At 74.2% G+C, this 13,293-nt stretch carries 12 protein-coding genes; 8 read left to right on the top strand and 4 right to left on the bottom strand.

Annotated elements, in window-relative coordinates; genetic code table 11:
• Both ACFP3V_RS28110 and ACFP3V_RS28105 read left to right on the top strand, forming a co-directional pair.
• The coding region (locus ACFP3V_RS28110; protein ID WP_465270113.1) for an MFS transporter at positions 1-677 on the top strand (677 nt) is incomplete at its 5' end.
• A 294-nt stretch (positions 678-971) separates the two neighbouring features.
• Positions 972-1,619 carry an SRPBCC family protein gene (locus tag ACFP3V_RS28105; RefSeq protein WP_380589323.1) on the top strand — a complete coding sequence of 216 codons (648 nt, stop codon included), beginning with the start codon at positions 972-974 and terminating at the stop codon, positions 1,617-1,619.
• A 7-nt stretch (positions 1,620-1,626) separates the two neighbouring features.
• Here ACFP3V_RS28105 and ACFP3V_RS28100 read toward each other — a convergent pair whose 3' ends face one another.
• Positions 1,627-2,067 (bottom strand): DUF5997 family protein, encoded by a 441-nt coding sequence (locus ACFP3V_RS28100; RefSeq protein ID WP_380589320.1) that lies wholly within the window; start codon positions 2,065-2,067, stop codon positions 1,627-1,629.
• A 54-nt stretch (positions 2,068-2,121) separates the two neighbouring features.
• Between ACFP3V_RS28100 and ACFP3V_RS28095 the strand changes: the two genes are divergently transcribed.
• Positions 2,122-2,910, top strand: coding sequence for a LysR substrate-binding domain-containing protein (locus ACFP3V_RS28095; RefSeq protein ID WP_380589317.1), 789 nt, complete (start codon positions 2,122-2,124; stop codon positions 2,908-2,910).
• Between the two features lie 30 nt (positions 2,911-2,940).
• Here ACFP3V_RS28095 and ACFP3V_RS28090 read toward each other — a convergent pair whose 3' ends face one another.
• On the bottom strand, positions 2,941-3,477 hold the full coding sequence (locus ACFP3V_RS28090; protein WP_380589314.1) for an NUDIX hydrolase family protein: 537 nt from the start codon (positions 3,475-3,477) through the stop codon (positions 2,941-2,943).
• 14 nt (positions 3,478-3,491) lie between these two features.
• Entirely contained in the window at positions 3,492-4,553 is a 1,062-nt protein-coding gene (locus ACFP3V_RS28085; RefSeq protein WP_380589311.1) for an LLM class flavin-dependent oxidoreductase, read from the bottom strand.
• Positions 4,554-4,729: 176 nt separating this feature from the next.
• On the opposite strand from ACFP3V_RS28085, the gene ACFP3V_RS28080 reads away from it, so the two are divergent.
• From ACFP3V_RS28080 to ACFP3V_RS28060, 5 genes are all read left to right on the top strand, one after another.
• Positions 4,730-6,481 carry an acyclic terpene utilization AtuA family protein gene (locus tag ACFP3V_RS28080; RefSeq protein ID WP_380589308.1) on the top strand — a complete coding sequence of 584 codons (1,752 nt, stop codon included), beginning with the start codon at positions 4,730-4,732 and terminating at the stop codon, positions 6,479-6,481.
• 46 nt (positions 6,482-6,527) lie between these two features.
• On the top strand, positions 6,528-8,132 hold the full coding sequence (locus tag ACFP3V_RS28075) for an acyl-CoA carboxylase subunit beta (protein WP_380589305.1): 1,605 nt from the start codon (positions 6,528-6,530) through the stop codon (positions 8,130-8,132).
• A 17-nt stretch (positions 8,133-8,149) separates the two neighbouring features.
• Positions 8,150-10,177, top strand: a complete 2,028-nt coding sequence (locus ACFP3V_RS28070; protein WP_380589302.1) for an ATP-binding protein — start codon at positions 8,150-8,152, stop codon at positions 10,175-10,177.
• Positions 10,174-11,334 (top strand): acyl-CoA dehydrogenase family protein, encoded by a 1,161-nt coding sequence (locus ACFP3V_RS28065; RefSeq protein WP_380589299.1) that lies wholly within the window; start codon positions 10,174-10,176, stop codon positions 11,332-11,334. The genes ACFP3V_RS28070 and ACFP3V_RS28065 overlap by 4 nt, the downstream gene beginning before the upstream one ends.
• A 72-nt stretch (positions 11,335-11,406) precedes the next feature.
• Positions 11,407-12,015 carry a TetR/AcrR family transcriptional regulator gene (locus ACFP3V_RS28060; protein ID WP_380589296.1) on the top strand — a complete coding sequence of 203 codons (609 nt, stop codon included), beginning with the start codon at positions 11,407-11,409 and terminating at the stop codon, positions 12,013-12,015.
• 429 nt (positions 12,016-12,444) lie between these two features.
• Here ACFP3V_RS28060 and ACFP3V_RS28055 read toward each other — a convergent pair whose 3' ends face one another.
• Positions 12,445-13,230 (bottom strand): TIGR03084 family metal-binding protein, encoded by a 786-nt coding sequence (locus tag ACFP3V_RS28055; RefSeq protein ID WP_380589294.1) that lies wholly within the window; start codon positions 13,228-13,230, stop codon positions 12,445-12,447.
• Between the last annotated feature and the right edge of the window lie 63 nt (positions 13,231-13,293).

The raw sequence follows: 13,293 nt of genomic DNA, 5'->3' as shown, positions 1-13,293 counted from the left end.
GCAGCGCGCCGCCCCTGCCGGCGCCCGGCGCGGCCACGCGCGGGCGCTCGGCGCTCGCCGTTCCGGGGGTGCGCCTGCTGGTGGGCGCGCTGCTGGGCGTGGGCACGGTGTTCGGCGCACTGCAGGTCTCGGTGACCGCGGTCGCGGAGGCGGACGGGCGCGCGGGCCTGAGCGGAGTGGTCTACGGCCTGTTCGCCACCGGCAGCGTGCTGGCCGGTACGGTGTTCGGCGCGCTGCGCTGGAAGGCGTCGCCGCAGCGCCGCCTGCTGGCCTCCTACACGCTGCTGGTGCTGGGCTGCTCCACGCTGTGGGCGATGCCGGGCCTGCTGTCGCTCGCGGTGGCGGTCTTCTGCTGCGGGCTGGCCATCGCACCCACGATGATCTCCGCCTACACCCTGGTCGAGTCGCTGGTCGACGCGGGCTCCAAGACGGAGGCTTTCGCCTGGCTCACCGGCTCGGTCGGCCTCGGCCTGGCCCTGGGCTCCACCGTCGCCGGCCGGCTGGCCGACTCCGTCGGCGCCGCCTCCGGTCTCCTCGTCCCCCTCACCGGCGCGGGCCTCGGCCTGCTGGCCCTGCTGACCCTCCGTCAACTGCTCGCCCCGGCGGCCCGGACCGTCACCACCCGCACCGTCGCTTCCGCCGTGCCCGCCGACTACGACCTCGAACCCACCCACTGAGCCCCGCCGCCTGCCGCAGCGCGCCGATCGCCCTTGCGGGGAGGCGCGCCATGGCAACCCGGCCTCCTGCCCGAGCCCAGAGGCCGGGCCACCACAACGCGCCCAAGCCGCACGATCCGGGCCCCACTCCCACCAACCCCGTTCCGCCGGGGGCCCGGAGCGGGCCATAATCCGGTCGGCGACCGGAAGTTGGTCCGGCCCGCCGCCCGGTCGGACCCGTCGGCGCGACGCAGCGTCCGTCCGGCCCAACTCGACCCCTCGACCCCTCGACGCCTCGCCCCGGGAGCCGCACGCATGACGCCGCCCACCAGTGCTCCTCACATCGCGGGCGACGCCCGCCTCGCCGCGCAGTGGCGGCGGGCCGCGCACCGGGCGGAGCGCCGCCGCCCGCGGCGGGAGGCGACCCGGACGCTGACCGCGTCCGTCGCCGCGCCACCGGCGCAGGTCTTCGCCGTCTACGCGGACATCGGCAACCACCTCGGCGCGCACGCCTTCCTGCGCCGGCTCGTGCTGCACCGGGACACCGTCGAAGCGGGCCTGCGGACGGTCGAGTTCACCGCGATCGAGGACGTCCCGGTCCTCGGGGTACGCGTACCCACCCGGACCCACGCCCGGCAGCGGATCGAGACCGACGGGCTGCGGTACCGGACGGAGACCTGGACCTCCCCGGCCGTGACGACCCGTCAGCTGATCACCTTCGCCCCGGGGCCGGACGGCGGCACGCTGGTCACGGAAGAGCTGGTCTTCTCGGCCCCTCCCGCGCTGCTCGGCTTCGTCGCCGCCCGCGGCGCGGCAGCGCACGAGGCCACCCACCGGAACCTCCGGCCGGTCCTCGAAGGCCCGGCAGCCACGGACCGGCCCGATCCCCGGCCCGATCCGCCGCGCGATCCCCGGCCCGCAAGCGGGCCGGCATCCTCAGGTGGGCCGGCCGGGACGGGCTGACGGGGCGTCAGCCCCGGCCGCGGGTCTGCTCGGCCTTCTGCGTCGCTTCCTTGCGGTGCTTCTCCTTCACGCGGACAGCCTCCTTGCGGACCTCCGCCTGGATCGTCCGTTCCTGCTGGAGCCAGCTCGGGTTCTCCGCCTTCAGCGCCTCGATCTGCTCCGTCGTCAGTGCCTCCGTCACCCCGCCCCGGGCCAGGCCCGAGATCGAGACGCCCAGCTTCGCCGCGACCACCGGGCGCGGGTGGGGGCCGTTGCGGCGCAGCTCGGTCAGCCACTCCGGCGGGTCGGCCTGCAGCGCGTTCAGCTCGTCGCGGGAGACGACGCCCTCCTGGAACTCGGCGGGGGTGGCCGGGAGGTAGACACCCAGCTTCTTGGCCGCGGTCGCGGGCTTCATCGTCTGGGGGGTCTTCGGCTTGGGCGTAGTCATGCCGTCAAGGGTAGCGAGCATCGGCACCTGCCCTGGTCACGGCGGTGCGGGCGGCGCAGCGGGTAGCCTGACGTGGTGACAGACAACCCGGCCGCCCCCGCGGCGGCGTCCTTCCGGCTCGCCTACGTCCCGGGCGTGACGCCCGCCAAGTGGGTCCGGGTGTGGACCGAGCGGCTGCCGGAGGTCCCGCTCTCCCTGGTCAAGGTCGAGGCGGCGGACGGCGAGCGGACGCTGCGCGAGGGAGGGGCGGACGCGGGGCTGGTGCGGTTGCCGGTGGACCGGGACGTGCTCAGCGCGATCCCGCTGTACCTGGAGACGACCGTCGTCGTGCTGCCCAAGGACCACGAGTTCGCGGACGCGGCGGAGCTGGCCCTCGCGGACCTCGCCGAGGAGGTCGTGATCCATCCGCTGGACGACGTCCTCGCCTGGCCGGGTCCGGACGGGACCCCGCCCGGCGAGCCGGCCTTCGAGCGCCCGGCGACGACGGCCGGCGCGGTCGAGCTGGTGGCCGCGGGCATCGGGCTGCTCGTGGTCCCCCAGTCGCTGGCCCGGCTGCACCACCGCAGGGACCTGACGTACCGTCCGCTCACGGACGCGCCGCAGTCGCAGGTGGCGCTGTCCTGGCCGCAGGACCGCACCACGGACCTGGTCGAGGAGTTCATCGGCGTGGTCCGCGGCCGGTCGGTCAACAGCACCCGGGGCCGGACGGCCGCCGCCGAGGCGGCCAAGGCGCCGAAGAGGAAGCCCTCCGGGCAGGGACAGCAGGCGCAGTCGCAGAAGCAGCAGCAGCGCCGGTCCGGGCAGCAGCAGGGGCGCGGCAGCGGCCCTTCGGGCCGGCGCTCGCGCCCCCGCCGCCGTTCCTGACGTTCCGTCGGCGCGGCGACGTCGTCCGTCTCAGGTCAGCGCGCCCACATGGGCCAGCGCCTGCTTGAGCAGGACGCCCTGTCCGCCCGGCATCTCCTGCTGGACCGCGGCCGACGCGGCCTCCTGCGGGCTGAACCAGACCAGGTCCAGCGCGTCCTGCCGGGGCCGGCAGTCGCCGCTGACCGGGACGATGTAGGCCAGCGAGACCGCGTGCTGCCGCGGGTCGTGGAACGGCGTGATGCCGAGCGTCGGGAAGTACTCGGCCACCGTGAACGGCTGCAGCGAGGCGGGGATGCGCGGCAGGGCCACCGGTCCGAGGTCCTTCTCCAGGTGCCGCAGCAGCGCGTCGCGCACCCGCTCGTGGTGCAGGACCCGTCCGGAGACGAGTGTGCGGCTCACCGTGCCGTCCGGCCCGATCCGCAGCAGCAGGCCGACGTGCGTGATCTCCCCGCTGTCGTCCACCCGCACCGGAACGGCCTCGACGTAGAGGATCGGCAGGCGCGCCCGCGCCTGCTCCAGCTCGTCCGGGGCGAGCCAACCGGGCGTGGTCTCCGTGATGTCAGACATTGGCTGATCGTATGTCAGAGGCCGGGCCGCCAGCCCAGAGCGGGGCCGAGCCGGGTGGCGATGTCGGTGAGGATCTGGACGTAGTCCTCGGGCGCGAAGGAGAACGGCAGCGCGAAGGCGACCTCGTCGATCTCGCGGAACGCGGCGTGCGCGTACAGCTGTTCGGCGATCTCGGCGGAACTGCCGATCAGGTCCGGCGCGAACAGCAGCCGCCCGGGCCCCTGAGGGGCCTTGGTGCGCGGGGTCCGCTCGTCCACGTACGCCTGGTACTTGGCCCGCTGCTCGGGCGTCGCGCTGTCGGTGGGGATGACGACCAGCCCCTGCGACACCCGCGCCCGGTCCCCGGCGGGGTGGGCGGCCCGGAAGGCGCGGATCTGGGCGAGTTGGAGGGCGGCGAAGTCGGCCTCCGCGCCGGTGCCGTCGGCGTCGTCCGCGCCCGGTGCTCGGGGCGCTTCGGCCTTGACGACGCTGCTGGTGAGCAGGTTCATCCCGTGCTCCCCGGCCCAGGCCGCCGAGCGCAGGCTGCCGCCGCCGTACCAGAGGCGGTCGGCCAGCCCGGGAGCGTGCGGCTGCACCCGGTCCGAGAAGACCTCGAAGCCCTCCGTCCCGCTGAAGTCGGTGACCGGGACGCCGCGTACGAAGTCGAGCAGCCGCTGCACCCGGCCGTAGCCGAAGTCCTCCGCGTCGCCGGTGTCCGGGTAGAGGGCGGGCCTCACCCGCTCCCACTGCATCGGCGGGCCCACGCTGACACCGGGGTTGAGCCGGCCGCCGGACAGCAGGTCGACGGTGGCCAGGTCCTCGGCCAGGCGCAGCGGGTTCTCCCAGGCCAGCGGGATCACGGCGGTCCCGAGTTCGATCCGGCTGGTGCGCTGCGACGCGGCGGCGAGGACGGCGACCGGGGAGGAGATCCCGTGCTGGAGGTGACGGTGCCGCACCCAGGCGCTGTCGAAGCCGAGTTCCTCGCCCAGCCGGATCAGCTCCAGCGTGGCCTCGTGCCCCGGGCGGGGGTCGGCGGGATCGAACAGGCCGATGGTCAGGAAACCGAGTTTCCGCAGCGGCTGCGTGCTCGTCGGCACGGCAGGCCTCCTCACTCCGAAGCGGTGCTGCGCCGATTCTGTCAGCCCAGTGTTGCGGCAGTGTGGCGTGATTCCAGAAAAACAAGCGTGCGTGATTGCTTTTTGTGACCCGCCGTGCCAGCCTCGTTGACGCCGCGTCAGCGGCGCACCGGGCGGGGCGGGAAGGCGGTGGCGGCATGATCGGCGCGGCGGCGGACGTGCTGCGCGTGGGCAACGCGTCGGGCTTCTACGGCGACCGGGCGTCCGCCGTGCGGGAGATGCTCGAAGGCGGCGAACTGGACGTGCTGACCGGCGACTACCTCGCCGAACTCACCATGCTCATCCTCGGCCGGGACCGCCTGCGCGACCCCTGCCTCGGCTACGCCCGCACGTTCCTGCGGCAGATGGAGGACTGCCTGGCGCTGGCCCTCGACCGCGGCGTCCGGGTCGTCGTGAACGCCGGCGGCGTCAACCCCGCCGGACTCGCGTCCGCACTGCGCGAGTTGGCGGAGCGCAGCGGCACCCCCGCGCGGATCGCGCACGTGGAGGGGGACGATCTGCTGCCGCGCGCGACCGAGTTGGGGCTCGGGCAGCCGATCGCCGCCAACGCCTACCTGGGGGCCTGGGGCATCGCCGCCTGCCTGCGGGCCGGGGCGGATGTCGTCGTCACCGGCCGGGTCACCGACGCGTCCCTCGTCGTCGGACCGGCGGTGGCCCATTTCGACTGGCAGCGCTCGGAGTTCGACCGCATCGCCGGCGCCATGGCCGCCGGTCACGTGCTGGAGTGCGGCGCCCAGGCGACCGGCGGCAACTACGCCTTCTTCACCGAACTGGCCGAGAGCGCGGACCTGACCCGCCCCGGCTTCCCGATCGCCGAGCTGCACCCGGACGGCAGCAGCGTCATCACGAAACACCCGGGCACCGGCGGCGCCGTCACCGTGGGGACGGTGACGGCACAGCTGGTCTACGAGGTGGCCGGGCCGCGCTACGCCGGGCCGGACGCCGTACTGCGCCTGGACAGCGTCGAGTTGACGCCGCAGGGAACGGACCGGGTCCGGATCTCCGGCGTGCGCGGCGAGGCGCCGCCGCCGACGCTCAAGGTGTCGCTGAACAGCCTCGGCGGCTTCCGCAACGAGATGGGCTTCGTCCTCACCGGGCTGGAGGTGGAGGCGAAGGCGGAACTGGTGCGCAGCCAGCTCGAGTCGTGGCTGCCTGCGCGCCCGCGGGAGCTGCGCTGGACGCTGTCACGGCTGGACCGGCCGGACGCGCCGACGCAGGAGCAGGCGTCCGCACTGCTGCGCTGCGTGGCCCGCGACCCCGATCCGGCGAAGGTGGGCCGCGCGTTCTCCGGGACGGCGGTGGAGCTGGCCCTCGCCGGCTACCCGGGCGCCTGCCTCACCGGGGTCCCCGGCGAGGGCACGCCCTACGGCGTGTTCACCGCCGCGTACGTGGACGCCGCACTGGTGCCCCACGTCGCTGTGCTGCCGGACGGCTCCCGGGAGGACATACCCCCTGCGCCCGTCACGGAGGAGCTCAAGGACGTCGCAGAGGACTCGGCGGACCCGCCCGGCCCGGAGAGGGAGGAGGTCCGGCGGGTGCCGCTGGGGCTAGTGGCCGGGGCGCGCAGCGGCGACAAGGGCGGCGACGCCCATATCGGGGTCTGGGTGCGCACCGCGGCGGCCTGGGACTGGCTGGCCCGGACGCTGACCGTGGCCGAGCTCCGGCGGCTGCTGCCGGAGTCCGCCGAACTCCCCGTCCGCCGGTACCTCTTCCCGAACCTGCGGGCGGTCAACTTCGTCGTCGAGGGCATCCTCGGCGAGGGCGCGGCGGCGCAGGCCCGCTTCGACCCCCAGGCGAAGGGCCTGGGCGAATGGCTGCGGTCGCGCCATCTCGACATCCCCACACGGCTGTTGGCACCGCTCGATCCAGGTGGGGAGGCCGGCGCATGAGCGTCCGGAAGGCCGGACCGACCGCACGAGTGCGAGGGGACCGCTGATGACCGTGCTGCGTTCGGCACTGGACACCGCCGCGCCGGAGTTCGCGGCGGCCCGCGAGCAGATGCTGGCCCAACTGGCCGAGGTCGAGGGCGAGCACGCCAGGGCGCTGGCCGGCGGCGGCCCGAAGTACGTGGACCGGCACCGCGCACGCGGCAAGCTCCTGGCCCGGGAGCGGATCGAGCTGCTGCTCGACGAGGACTCGCCGTTCCTGGAACTGTGCACGCTGGCCGCCTGGGGCAGCGAGTTCCCGGTCGGGGCCAACCTGGTCGCCGGGATCGGCGTGGTCGAGGGCGTCGAGTGCCTGGTGGTGGCCAACGACCCGACCTCGCGCGGCGGGGCAAGCAACCCCTGGACGCTGCGCAAGAGCTTCCGGATCAACGAGATCGCCGCGCAGAACCGGCTGCCGATCATCTCACTGGTGGAGTCCGGCGGCGCGGACCTGCCGACCCAGAAGGACGTGTTCATCCCGGGCGGCCGCATGTTCCGGGACCTGACCCGGGCCTCGGCCGCGGGCGTGCCCACGGTGGCGCTGGTCTTCGGCAACTCGACGGCGGGCGGCGCGTACATCCCCGGGATGTCCGACCACGTGGTGATGGTCCGGGAGCGGTCCAAGGTATTCCTCGGCGGCCCGCCGCTGGTGCGGATGGCCACCGGCGAGGAGTCCGACGACGAGTCGCTGGGCGGCGCCGAGATGCACGCCCGGGTCTCCGGGCTGGCGGACCATCTGGCCGAGGACGAGTACGACGCCCTCCGGATCGGGCGCGCCGTCGTACGCCGCCTCAACTGGCGCAAGCAGGGCCCGGGTCCGCGTCCGGCGGCGCAGGTCCGCGCGCCGCTGTACGACGCGGAGGACCTGCTCGGTATGGTGCCGCCGGATCTCAAGGTCCCGTTCGATCCGCGCGAGGTGATCGCGCGGATCGTGGACGGCTCGGACTTCGACGAGTTCAAGGCGCTGTACGGCGGTTCGCTGGTGACCGGCTGGGCGGAGCTGCACGGGTACCCGGTCGGCGTCCTGGCCAACGCGCGCGGCGTACTGTTCAGCGAGGAGTCGCAGAAGGCCGCCCAGTTCATCCAGTTGGCCAACCGGGCGCACACGCCGCTGCTGTTCCTGCACAACACCACCGGGTACATGGTGGGCCGTGCGTACGAGCAGCGCGGCATCATCAAGCACGGCGCCATGATGATCAACGCGGTGTCCAACTCCACGGTGCCGCACCTGTCGGTGCTGATGGGCTCCTCCTACGGCGCGGGCCACTACGGCATGTGCGGGCGGGCCTACGACCCGCGCTTCCTCTTCAGCTGGCCCAGCGCCAGGTCCGCGGTGATGGGCCCGGCCCAACTGGCGGGCGTGATCTCGCTGGTGACGCGTGCGGGCGCGGAGAAGCGGGGCCTGCCCTTCGACGAGGAGGCGGACGCGGCGATGCGCGCGGCGGTCGAAGCGCAGATCGAGGCGGAGTCGCTGCCGCTGTTCCTGTCGGGCCGGATCTACGACGACGGGATCATCGACCCGCGCGACACCCGGACGGTGCTGGGCCTGTGCCTCTCGGCCGCCGCCACGGCGCCGGTCCGGGGCACGGACTCTTTCGGCGTCTTCCGCATGTGACGGGGTGAGGGATTCCCATGACCGACCAGGAGGTGACGACGGCAGTGCGACGGCGGATCGGTTCGGTGCTGGTGGCCAACCGCGGCGAGGTGGCGCGGCGGGTGTTCGCGTCGGCGCGCCGCGCCGGGCTGGCCACCGTGGCGGTCTTCTCCGACGCGGACGCGGACGCGCCCTTCGTGCGCGAGGCGGACACGGCGGTGCGGCTGCCCGGCGTCACCCCCGCGCAGACCTACCTGCGCGGGGAGGCCCTGGTCGCCGCCGCGCTGGCAGCGGGCGCGGACGCGGTCCACCCCGGCTACGGGTTCCTGTCCGAGAACGCGGTCTTCGCCCGGCAGGTGCAGGGGGCCGGGTTGGTCTGGATCGGCCCCGCACCCGAGGCGGTGGAGCGGATGGGTTCCAAGGTCGAGGCCAAGAAGCTGATGGAGGCGGCGGGCGTCCCGGTGCTGCCCGAGCTCGATCCTGCGGCGGTCACCGCGGCCGACCTTCCGGTACTGGTGAAGGCCTCGGCAGGAGGCGGCGGCCGCGGCATGCGGGTGGTGCGCGAACTGGCCCAGCTGGAACCCCAGTTGGCGGCGGCGCGAGCGGAGGCGGCCGCCGCCTTCGGCGATCCGACGGTCTTCTGCGAGCGCTACCTGGAGACCGGACGGCACATCGAGGTACAGGTGCTCGCGGACGCGCACGGCACCGTGTGGGCGCTGGGCGAGCGGGAGTGCTCGATCCAGCGACGGCACCAGAAGGTCGTCGAGGAGGCCCCGTCACCGCTGGTCGAGCGGACGCCGGGCATGCGGGAGCGACTGTTCGCGGCAGCAGTGGAGGCGGCGAGGGCCATCGGCTACGAGGGCGCGGGCACCGTGGAGTTCCTCGCCGACGAGGCGGGCGGCTTCTCCTTCCTGGAGATGAACACCCGGCTCCAGGTGGAGCACCCGGTCACGGAACTCACCTGCGGCGTGGACCTGGTGGACCTCCAGTTCCAGGTGGCCGAGGGCGTCCGGCTGCCCGCCGAGCCGCCGGGGCGGTCGGGTCACGCCATCGAGGTCCGTCTCTACGCCGAGGACCCGGCCCGGGACTGGCAGCCGCAGAGCGGGATCCTGCACCGCTTCGAACTCGACGGCGTGGACGCCCAGTTCACCGTTCCCGAGCTGCCGCAGGGGCTGCGCCTGGACGCGGGCGTCGCCACCGGCTCGGCCGTCGGGGTGCACTACGACCCGATGCTGGCGAAGGTCATCGCCTGGGCGCCGACCCGCGCGGCGGCGGCCCGGCGGCTGGCGGCGGCACTGGCCGGGGCCCGCATCCACGGCCTGACCACCAACCGGGACCTGCTGGTGCGCACGCTGCGGCACCCGGCCTTCCTCGCCGGGGACACGGACACCGCCTTCTTCGCAACGCACGGTCCGGACGGGCTGGCCGAACCGCTCGCCTCCCCCGCCGCCGAGCGGCTGTCCGCCCTCGCGGCCGCGCTCGCCCTCGCGGCGGCCAACCGGCAGGCGGCGACGGTGGGCGCGGGCCTGCCCAGCGGCTGGCGCAACGTCCCCTCGCAGCCGCAGCGCAAGGTGCTCCAGGGACCGCGGGCACGGCACGAGGTGACGTACCGCCTGGACCGATCGGCGCGGCTCGAGACGGAGTTCGCCGCCGGAGCGGAGCTGGTCTCGGCGTCACCGGAGGAGGTCGTGCTCACGGTCGACGGGCTGCTCCGGCGCTTCGTCGTCGCGTGTCACGGCGACCTCGTGTGCGTCGACTCGGCGTTGGGGCCGGTGGAGTTCACCCGGGTCCCGCGTTTCCCGGAACCGGCGGCGGCGCTCGCCGCGGGCTCACTGCTGGCCCCCATGCCGGGCACGGTGGTCCGCCTCGGCGCGGCGGTGGGCGAGCGGGTGGCGGCGGGACAGCCGGTGCTGTGGCTGGAGGCCATGAAGATGGAGCACACCGTGACCGCGCCCGCGTCCGGCGTGCTCACGGCGCTGCCGGTCCAGGTCGGCGTCCAGGTGGAGGTCGGCGCGGTGCTCGCCGTCGTCGAGTCGGGCGAGCAGGCGGAGGAGGAGGCCCGATGAGCTTCGTCGAGACCGAGGAGCAGCGGGCGCTGCGCGCGACGGTGGCCCGGCTCGGCGAGAAGTACGACTACCTCGGTTACGCCCTGCCGAAGGCGCGGGCCGGCGAGCCGCTGACCGAGCTGTGGCGGGAGGCCGGCAAGCTGGGCCTCCTCGGCGTCAACCTGCCCGCCGAGTACGGTGGCGGAGGCGCCGGGATCTACGAACTGGCGCTCGTGCAGGAGGAGTTGGCGGCCAACGGCACCGGCCTGCTGATGCTGGTGGTCTCCCCCGCCATCTGCGGCACCGTCATCTCCCGCTTCGGCACGCCCGGGCAGCAGGTGGAGTGGCTGCCGCGCCTGGCCGACGGCTCGACGATCATGGCCTTCGCCATCACCGAGCCGGACGCCGGGTCCAACGCGCACCGGATCACCACGACCGCCCGCCGCGACCGCGACGACTGGCTGCTGTCCGGTCGCAAGATCTACATATCCGGCGTGGACCAGGCGGACGCGGTCCTGGTCGTGGCCCGCACCGAGGACGCCCGCACCGGCAGGCTCAGGCCGGCCCTGTTCCTCGTGCCCACGGACGCCCCGGGCTTCGAGAAACGGCCGATCGACATGGAACTGACCCTCCCGGAACGGCAGTTCATGCTCTTCCTGGACGACGTCCGGCTGCCCGCCGAGGCCCTGGTCGGCGCGGCGGACGCGGCGCTGATGCAGCTGTTCGCGGGCCTGAACCCGGAGCGGATCATGGGCGCGGCGATGGCCTGCGGCATGGCCCGCTACGCCCTGGACCGGGCGGCCCGCTACGCCGTCGACCGTCAGGTGTGGCGGGCGCCGATCGCCTCGCACCAGGGCATCGCCCATCCGCTCGCTCAGGCCAAGATCGAACTGGAGCTGGCCCGGCTGATGACGCAGAAGGCCGCCTTCGTCTACGACAGCGGCGACGACGAGGGCGCGGCCGAGCCCGCCAACATGGCCAAGTACGCGGCGGCGGAGGCCTCCGTCAAGGCGCTCGACCTCGCTGTGCACACGCACGGCGGCGGCGGGCTGACCCAGGAGTACGGCCTCGCCGCACTGCTGGGCGCGGCCCGGATCGCGCGGATCGCCCCTGTCAGCCGTGAGATGATCTTCAACTTCGTGGCCGAGCACAGCCTGGGCCTCGGCAAGTCCTACTGACCTGGCTGGGGCACGGTGCCGGCGGCCGGGCATGATGGCCTCCCGAGCAAGCCGAACGACAGGAACGCGAGCGTGGCCGTGACCGCCCCCCGGGAACCCAAGCAGGACCGCAGCCGGGCGACCCGGCAGCGGCTGCTGGAGTCCACCATCGAGTGCCTGGCCGCGTCGGGCTGGTCGGCGACGACGGTCGCGGTCGTCGCCGAGCACGCGGGCGTCTCGCGCGGCGCGGCCCAGCACCACTTCCCGACCCGGGAGGACCTGATCACGGCCGCGCTGGACCACATGTTCGACACGCGGATGTCCTGGGCCCGGGAGGAGGCGGAATCGGTTCCCGACGACGCCAACCGGACCGAGTGGGTGGTGCTGCGCCTGGTCGACTGGTTCAGCGGCCCGCTGTTCAAGGCCGCCCTGCACGTGTGGACGGCGGCTGCGGCGGACGAGACGCTGAAGCAGCGGATCGTGCCCTTGGAAGCGAAGTTCGGCCGGGAGGCCCACCGCACCGCGGTCGCCGCGCTGGGCGTGGACGACGCCGATCCGGTCACCCACCGTCTCGTCCAGGCCACTCTCGACCTGGCCCGCGGCCTCGGCCTCGCGGACGTCCTCACGGACGACGCCCAACGCCGCCACCAGATCGCCACGCAATGGGCCGCCACACTCGACACCGCCCTCAGGCCCCGTTAGGGCCCTCAGGGGCGCGAGGAACTGCGCGACCCGTTAGGGCCCGTCAGGGCCCTCGGGGCCCTCGGGGCCCTCGGGGCGCGAGGATCCCCCACCCTTCGGGCGGGAGATGCCCCCACCGCGACCAGCCCACCACCCACAGCGGTTCGACCGTTGATCGGGGACGGACCTCCCTCCGTGGTGTGTTACTCGCGGTGGGGGCACCTCTCACCCGTCGGGGCCGAGCAGCGCTCCTCCGCCGCGCTCGCTGACGATCGTGCGCTCGCCCTCCGCGTCCACCAAAAGGACTGGGACGACGCCCTGCTGGCAGGCGTCGGCCGGATCCACCTGTCCGGGTGCCTGCTCTTCTCGGCGCCGGGACGGGAGTTGACCCGCCTGCCGCAAGGGTGGGGATCCTCGCGCCCCCGAGGGCCCCGAGGGCCCTGACGGGCCCTAACGGGGGTCGCGGCCCTTGCCCGGGGGGCCGGCGAAGGCTTGGGCAAGGGTGAGCCATTGGTCCGCGTCCGGGCCGGAGGCCACCAGCGCGAGGTCGTCACGGTGGCGCCGCTGCGTCACCCGGAGGGCGAAGTCCAGGGCCGGGCCGGTCACCCGCTGCGCGGCATCCTCGGGTCCCCACGTCCACAACTCACCATCCGGACCGGTCAGTTCCACCCGGAACTCCTCGGTGGGGGCGGCGAGCGCGTTCGCCGCGTAGGCGAAGTCCCGCGTTCGCACGCCCAGATGGGCCACATGCCGCAGCCGCGCCGTCGGCACCCGTGCCACGCCCACCGCGTCGGCGACGTCCTGGCCGTGGGCCCAGGTCTCCATCAGCCGCGCCGTGGCCATGGACGTCGCGCTCATCGGCGGGCCGAACCACGCCAGCTTCCGCCCGGCCGGGACCGCGGTCAAGGCCCGGGCCAGTTCCGCCCGCCCCCGTCGCCATCGGGCCAGCAGCTCCGCCGGCGGCTGCGCCGCGCCCGTCTCTGCCGCCCGGTCCACGAAGCCGCCCGGGTCCCCGAGCGCGTCGGCGACGACGGCCCGGAAGCGGTCGGGGTCCGTCGCCGCCAGGATCGCCACGCCGTCCGTCCAGGCCAGATGAGCGATCTGATGGGCGATCGTCCAGCCCGCCGCGGGCGTGTCCTGGCGCCAGCCGCCCTCGTCCAGCGGGGCCACCAGCGCGTCGAGGTCGTCGCCCTCGGCCCGGAGGTCGTCGAGCAGCGCGTCGAGCTGGGCAGGCATCAGACTCCTTCGTTCGCAGAACGTCCGCGGTCCGGGCGGCCCGCGTCAGGAGGACGTGGCCGA

It is taken from the genome of Streptacidiphilus monticola (genome assembly GCF_042658505.1).
GTDB classification, from domain to species: Bacteria; Actinomycetota; Actinomycetes; order Streptomycetales; family Streptomycetaceae; genus Streptacidiphilus; species Streptacidiphilus monticola.
The sequence above is the reverse complement of the archived record's forward strand: the minus strand, read 5'-3'. Positions and strand labels throughout refer to the sequence as shown.

Bases quoted from the DNA above. Each gene is read 5' to 3' on its own strand.
- ACFP3V_RS28105 (WP_380589323.1), top strand. From the start codon at position 972: ATGACGCCGCCCACCAGTGCTCCTCACATCGCGGGCGACGCCCGCCTC.
- ACFP3V_RS28100 (WP_380589320.1), bottom strand. From the start codon at position 2,067: ATGCTCGCTACCCTTGACGGCATGACTACGCCCAAGCCGAAGACCCCC.
- ACFP3V_RS28090 (WP_380589314.1), bottom strand. From the start codon at position 3,477: ATGTCTGACATCACGGAGACCACGCCCGGTTGGCTCGCCCCGGACGAG.
- ACFP3V_RS28080 (WP_380589308.1), top strand. From the start codon at position 4,730: ATGATCGGCGCGGCGGCGGACGTGCTGCGCGTGGGCAACGCGTCGGGC.
- ACFP3V_RS28075 (WP_380589305.1), top strand. From the start codon at position 6,528: ATGACCGTGCTGCGTTCGGCACTGGACACCGCCGCGCCGGAGTTCGCG.
- ACFP3V_RS28070 (WP_380589302.1), top strand. From the start codon at position 8,150: ATGACCGACCAGGAGGTGACGACGGCAGTGCGACGGCGGATCGGTTCG.
- ACFP3V_RS28065 (WP_380589299.1), top strand. From the start codon at position 10,174: ATGAGCTTCGTCGAGACCGAGGAGCAGCGGGCGCTGCGCGCGACGGTG.
- ACFP3V_RS28055 (WP_380589294.1), bottom strand. From the start codon at position 13,230: ATGCCTGCCCAGCTCGACGCGCTGCTCGACGACCTCCGGGCCGAGGGC.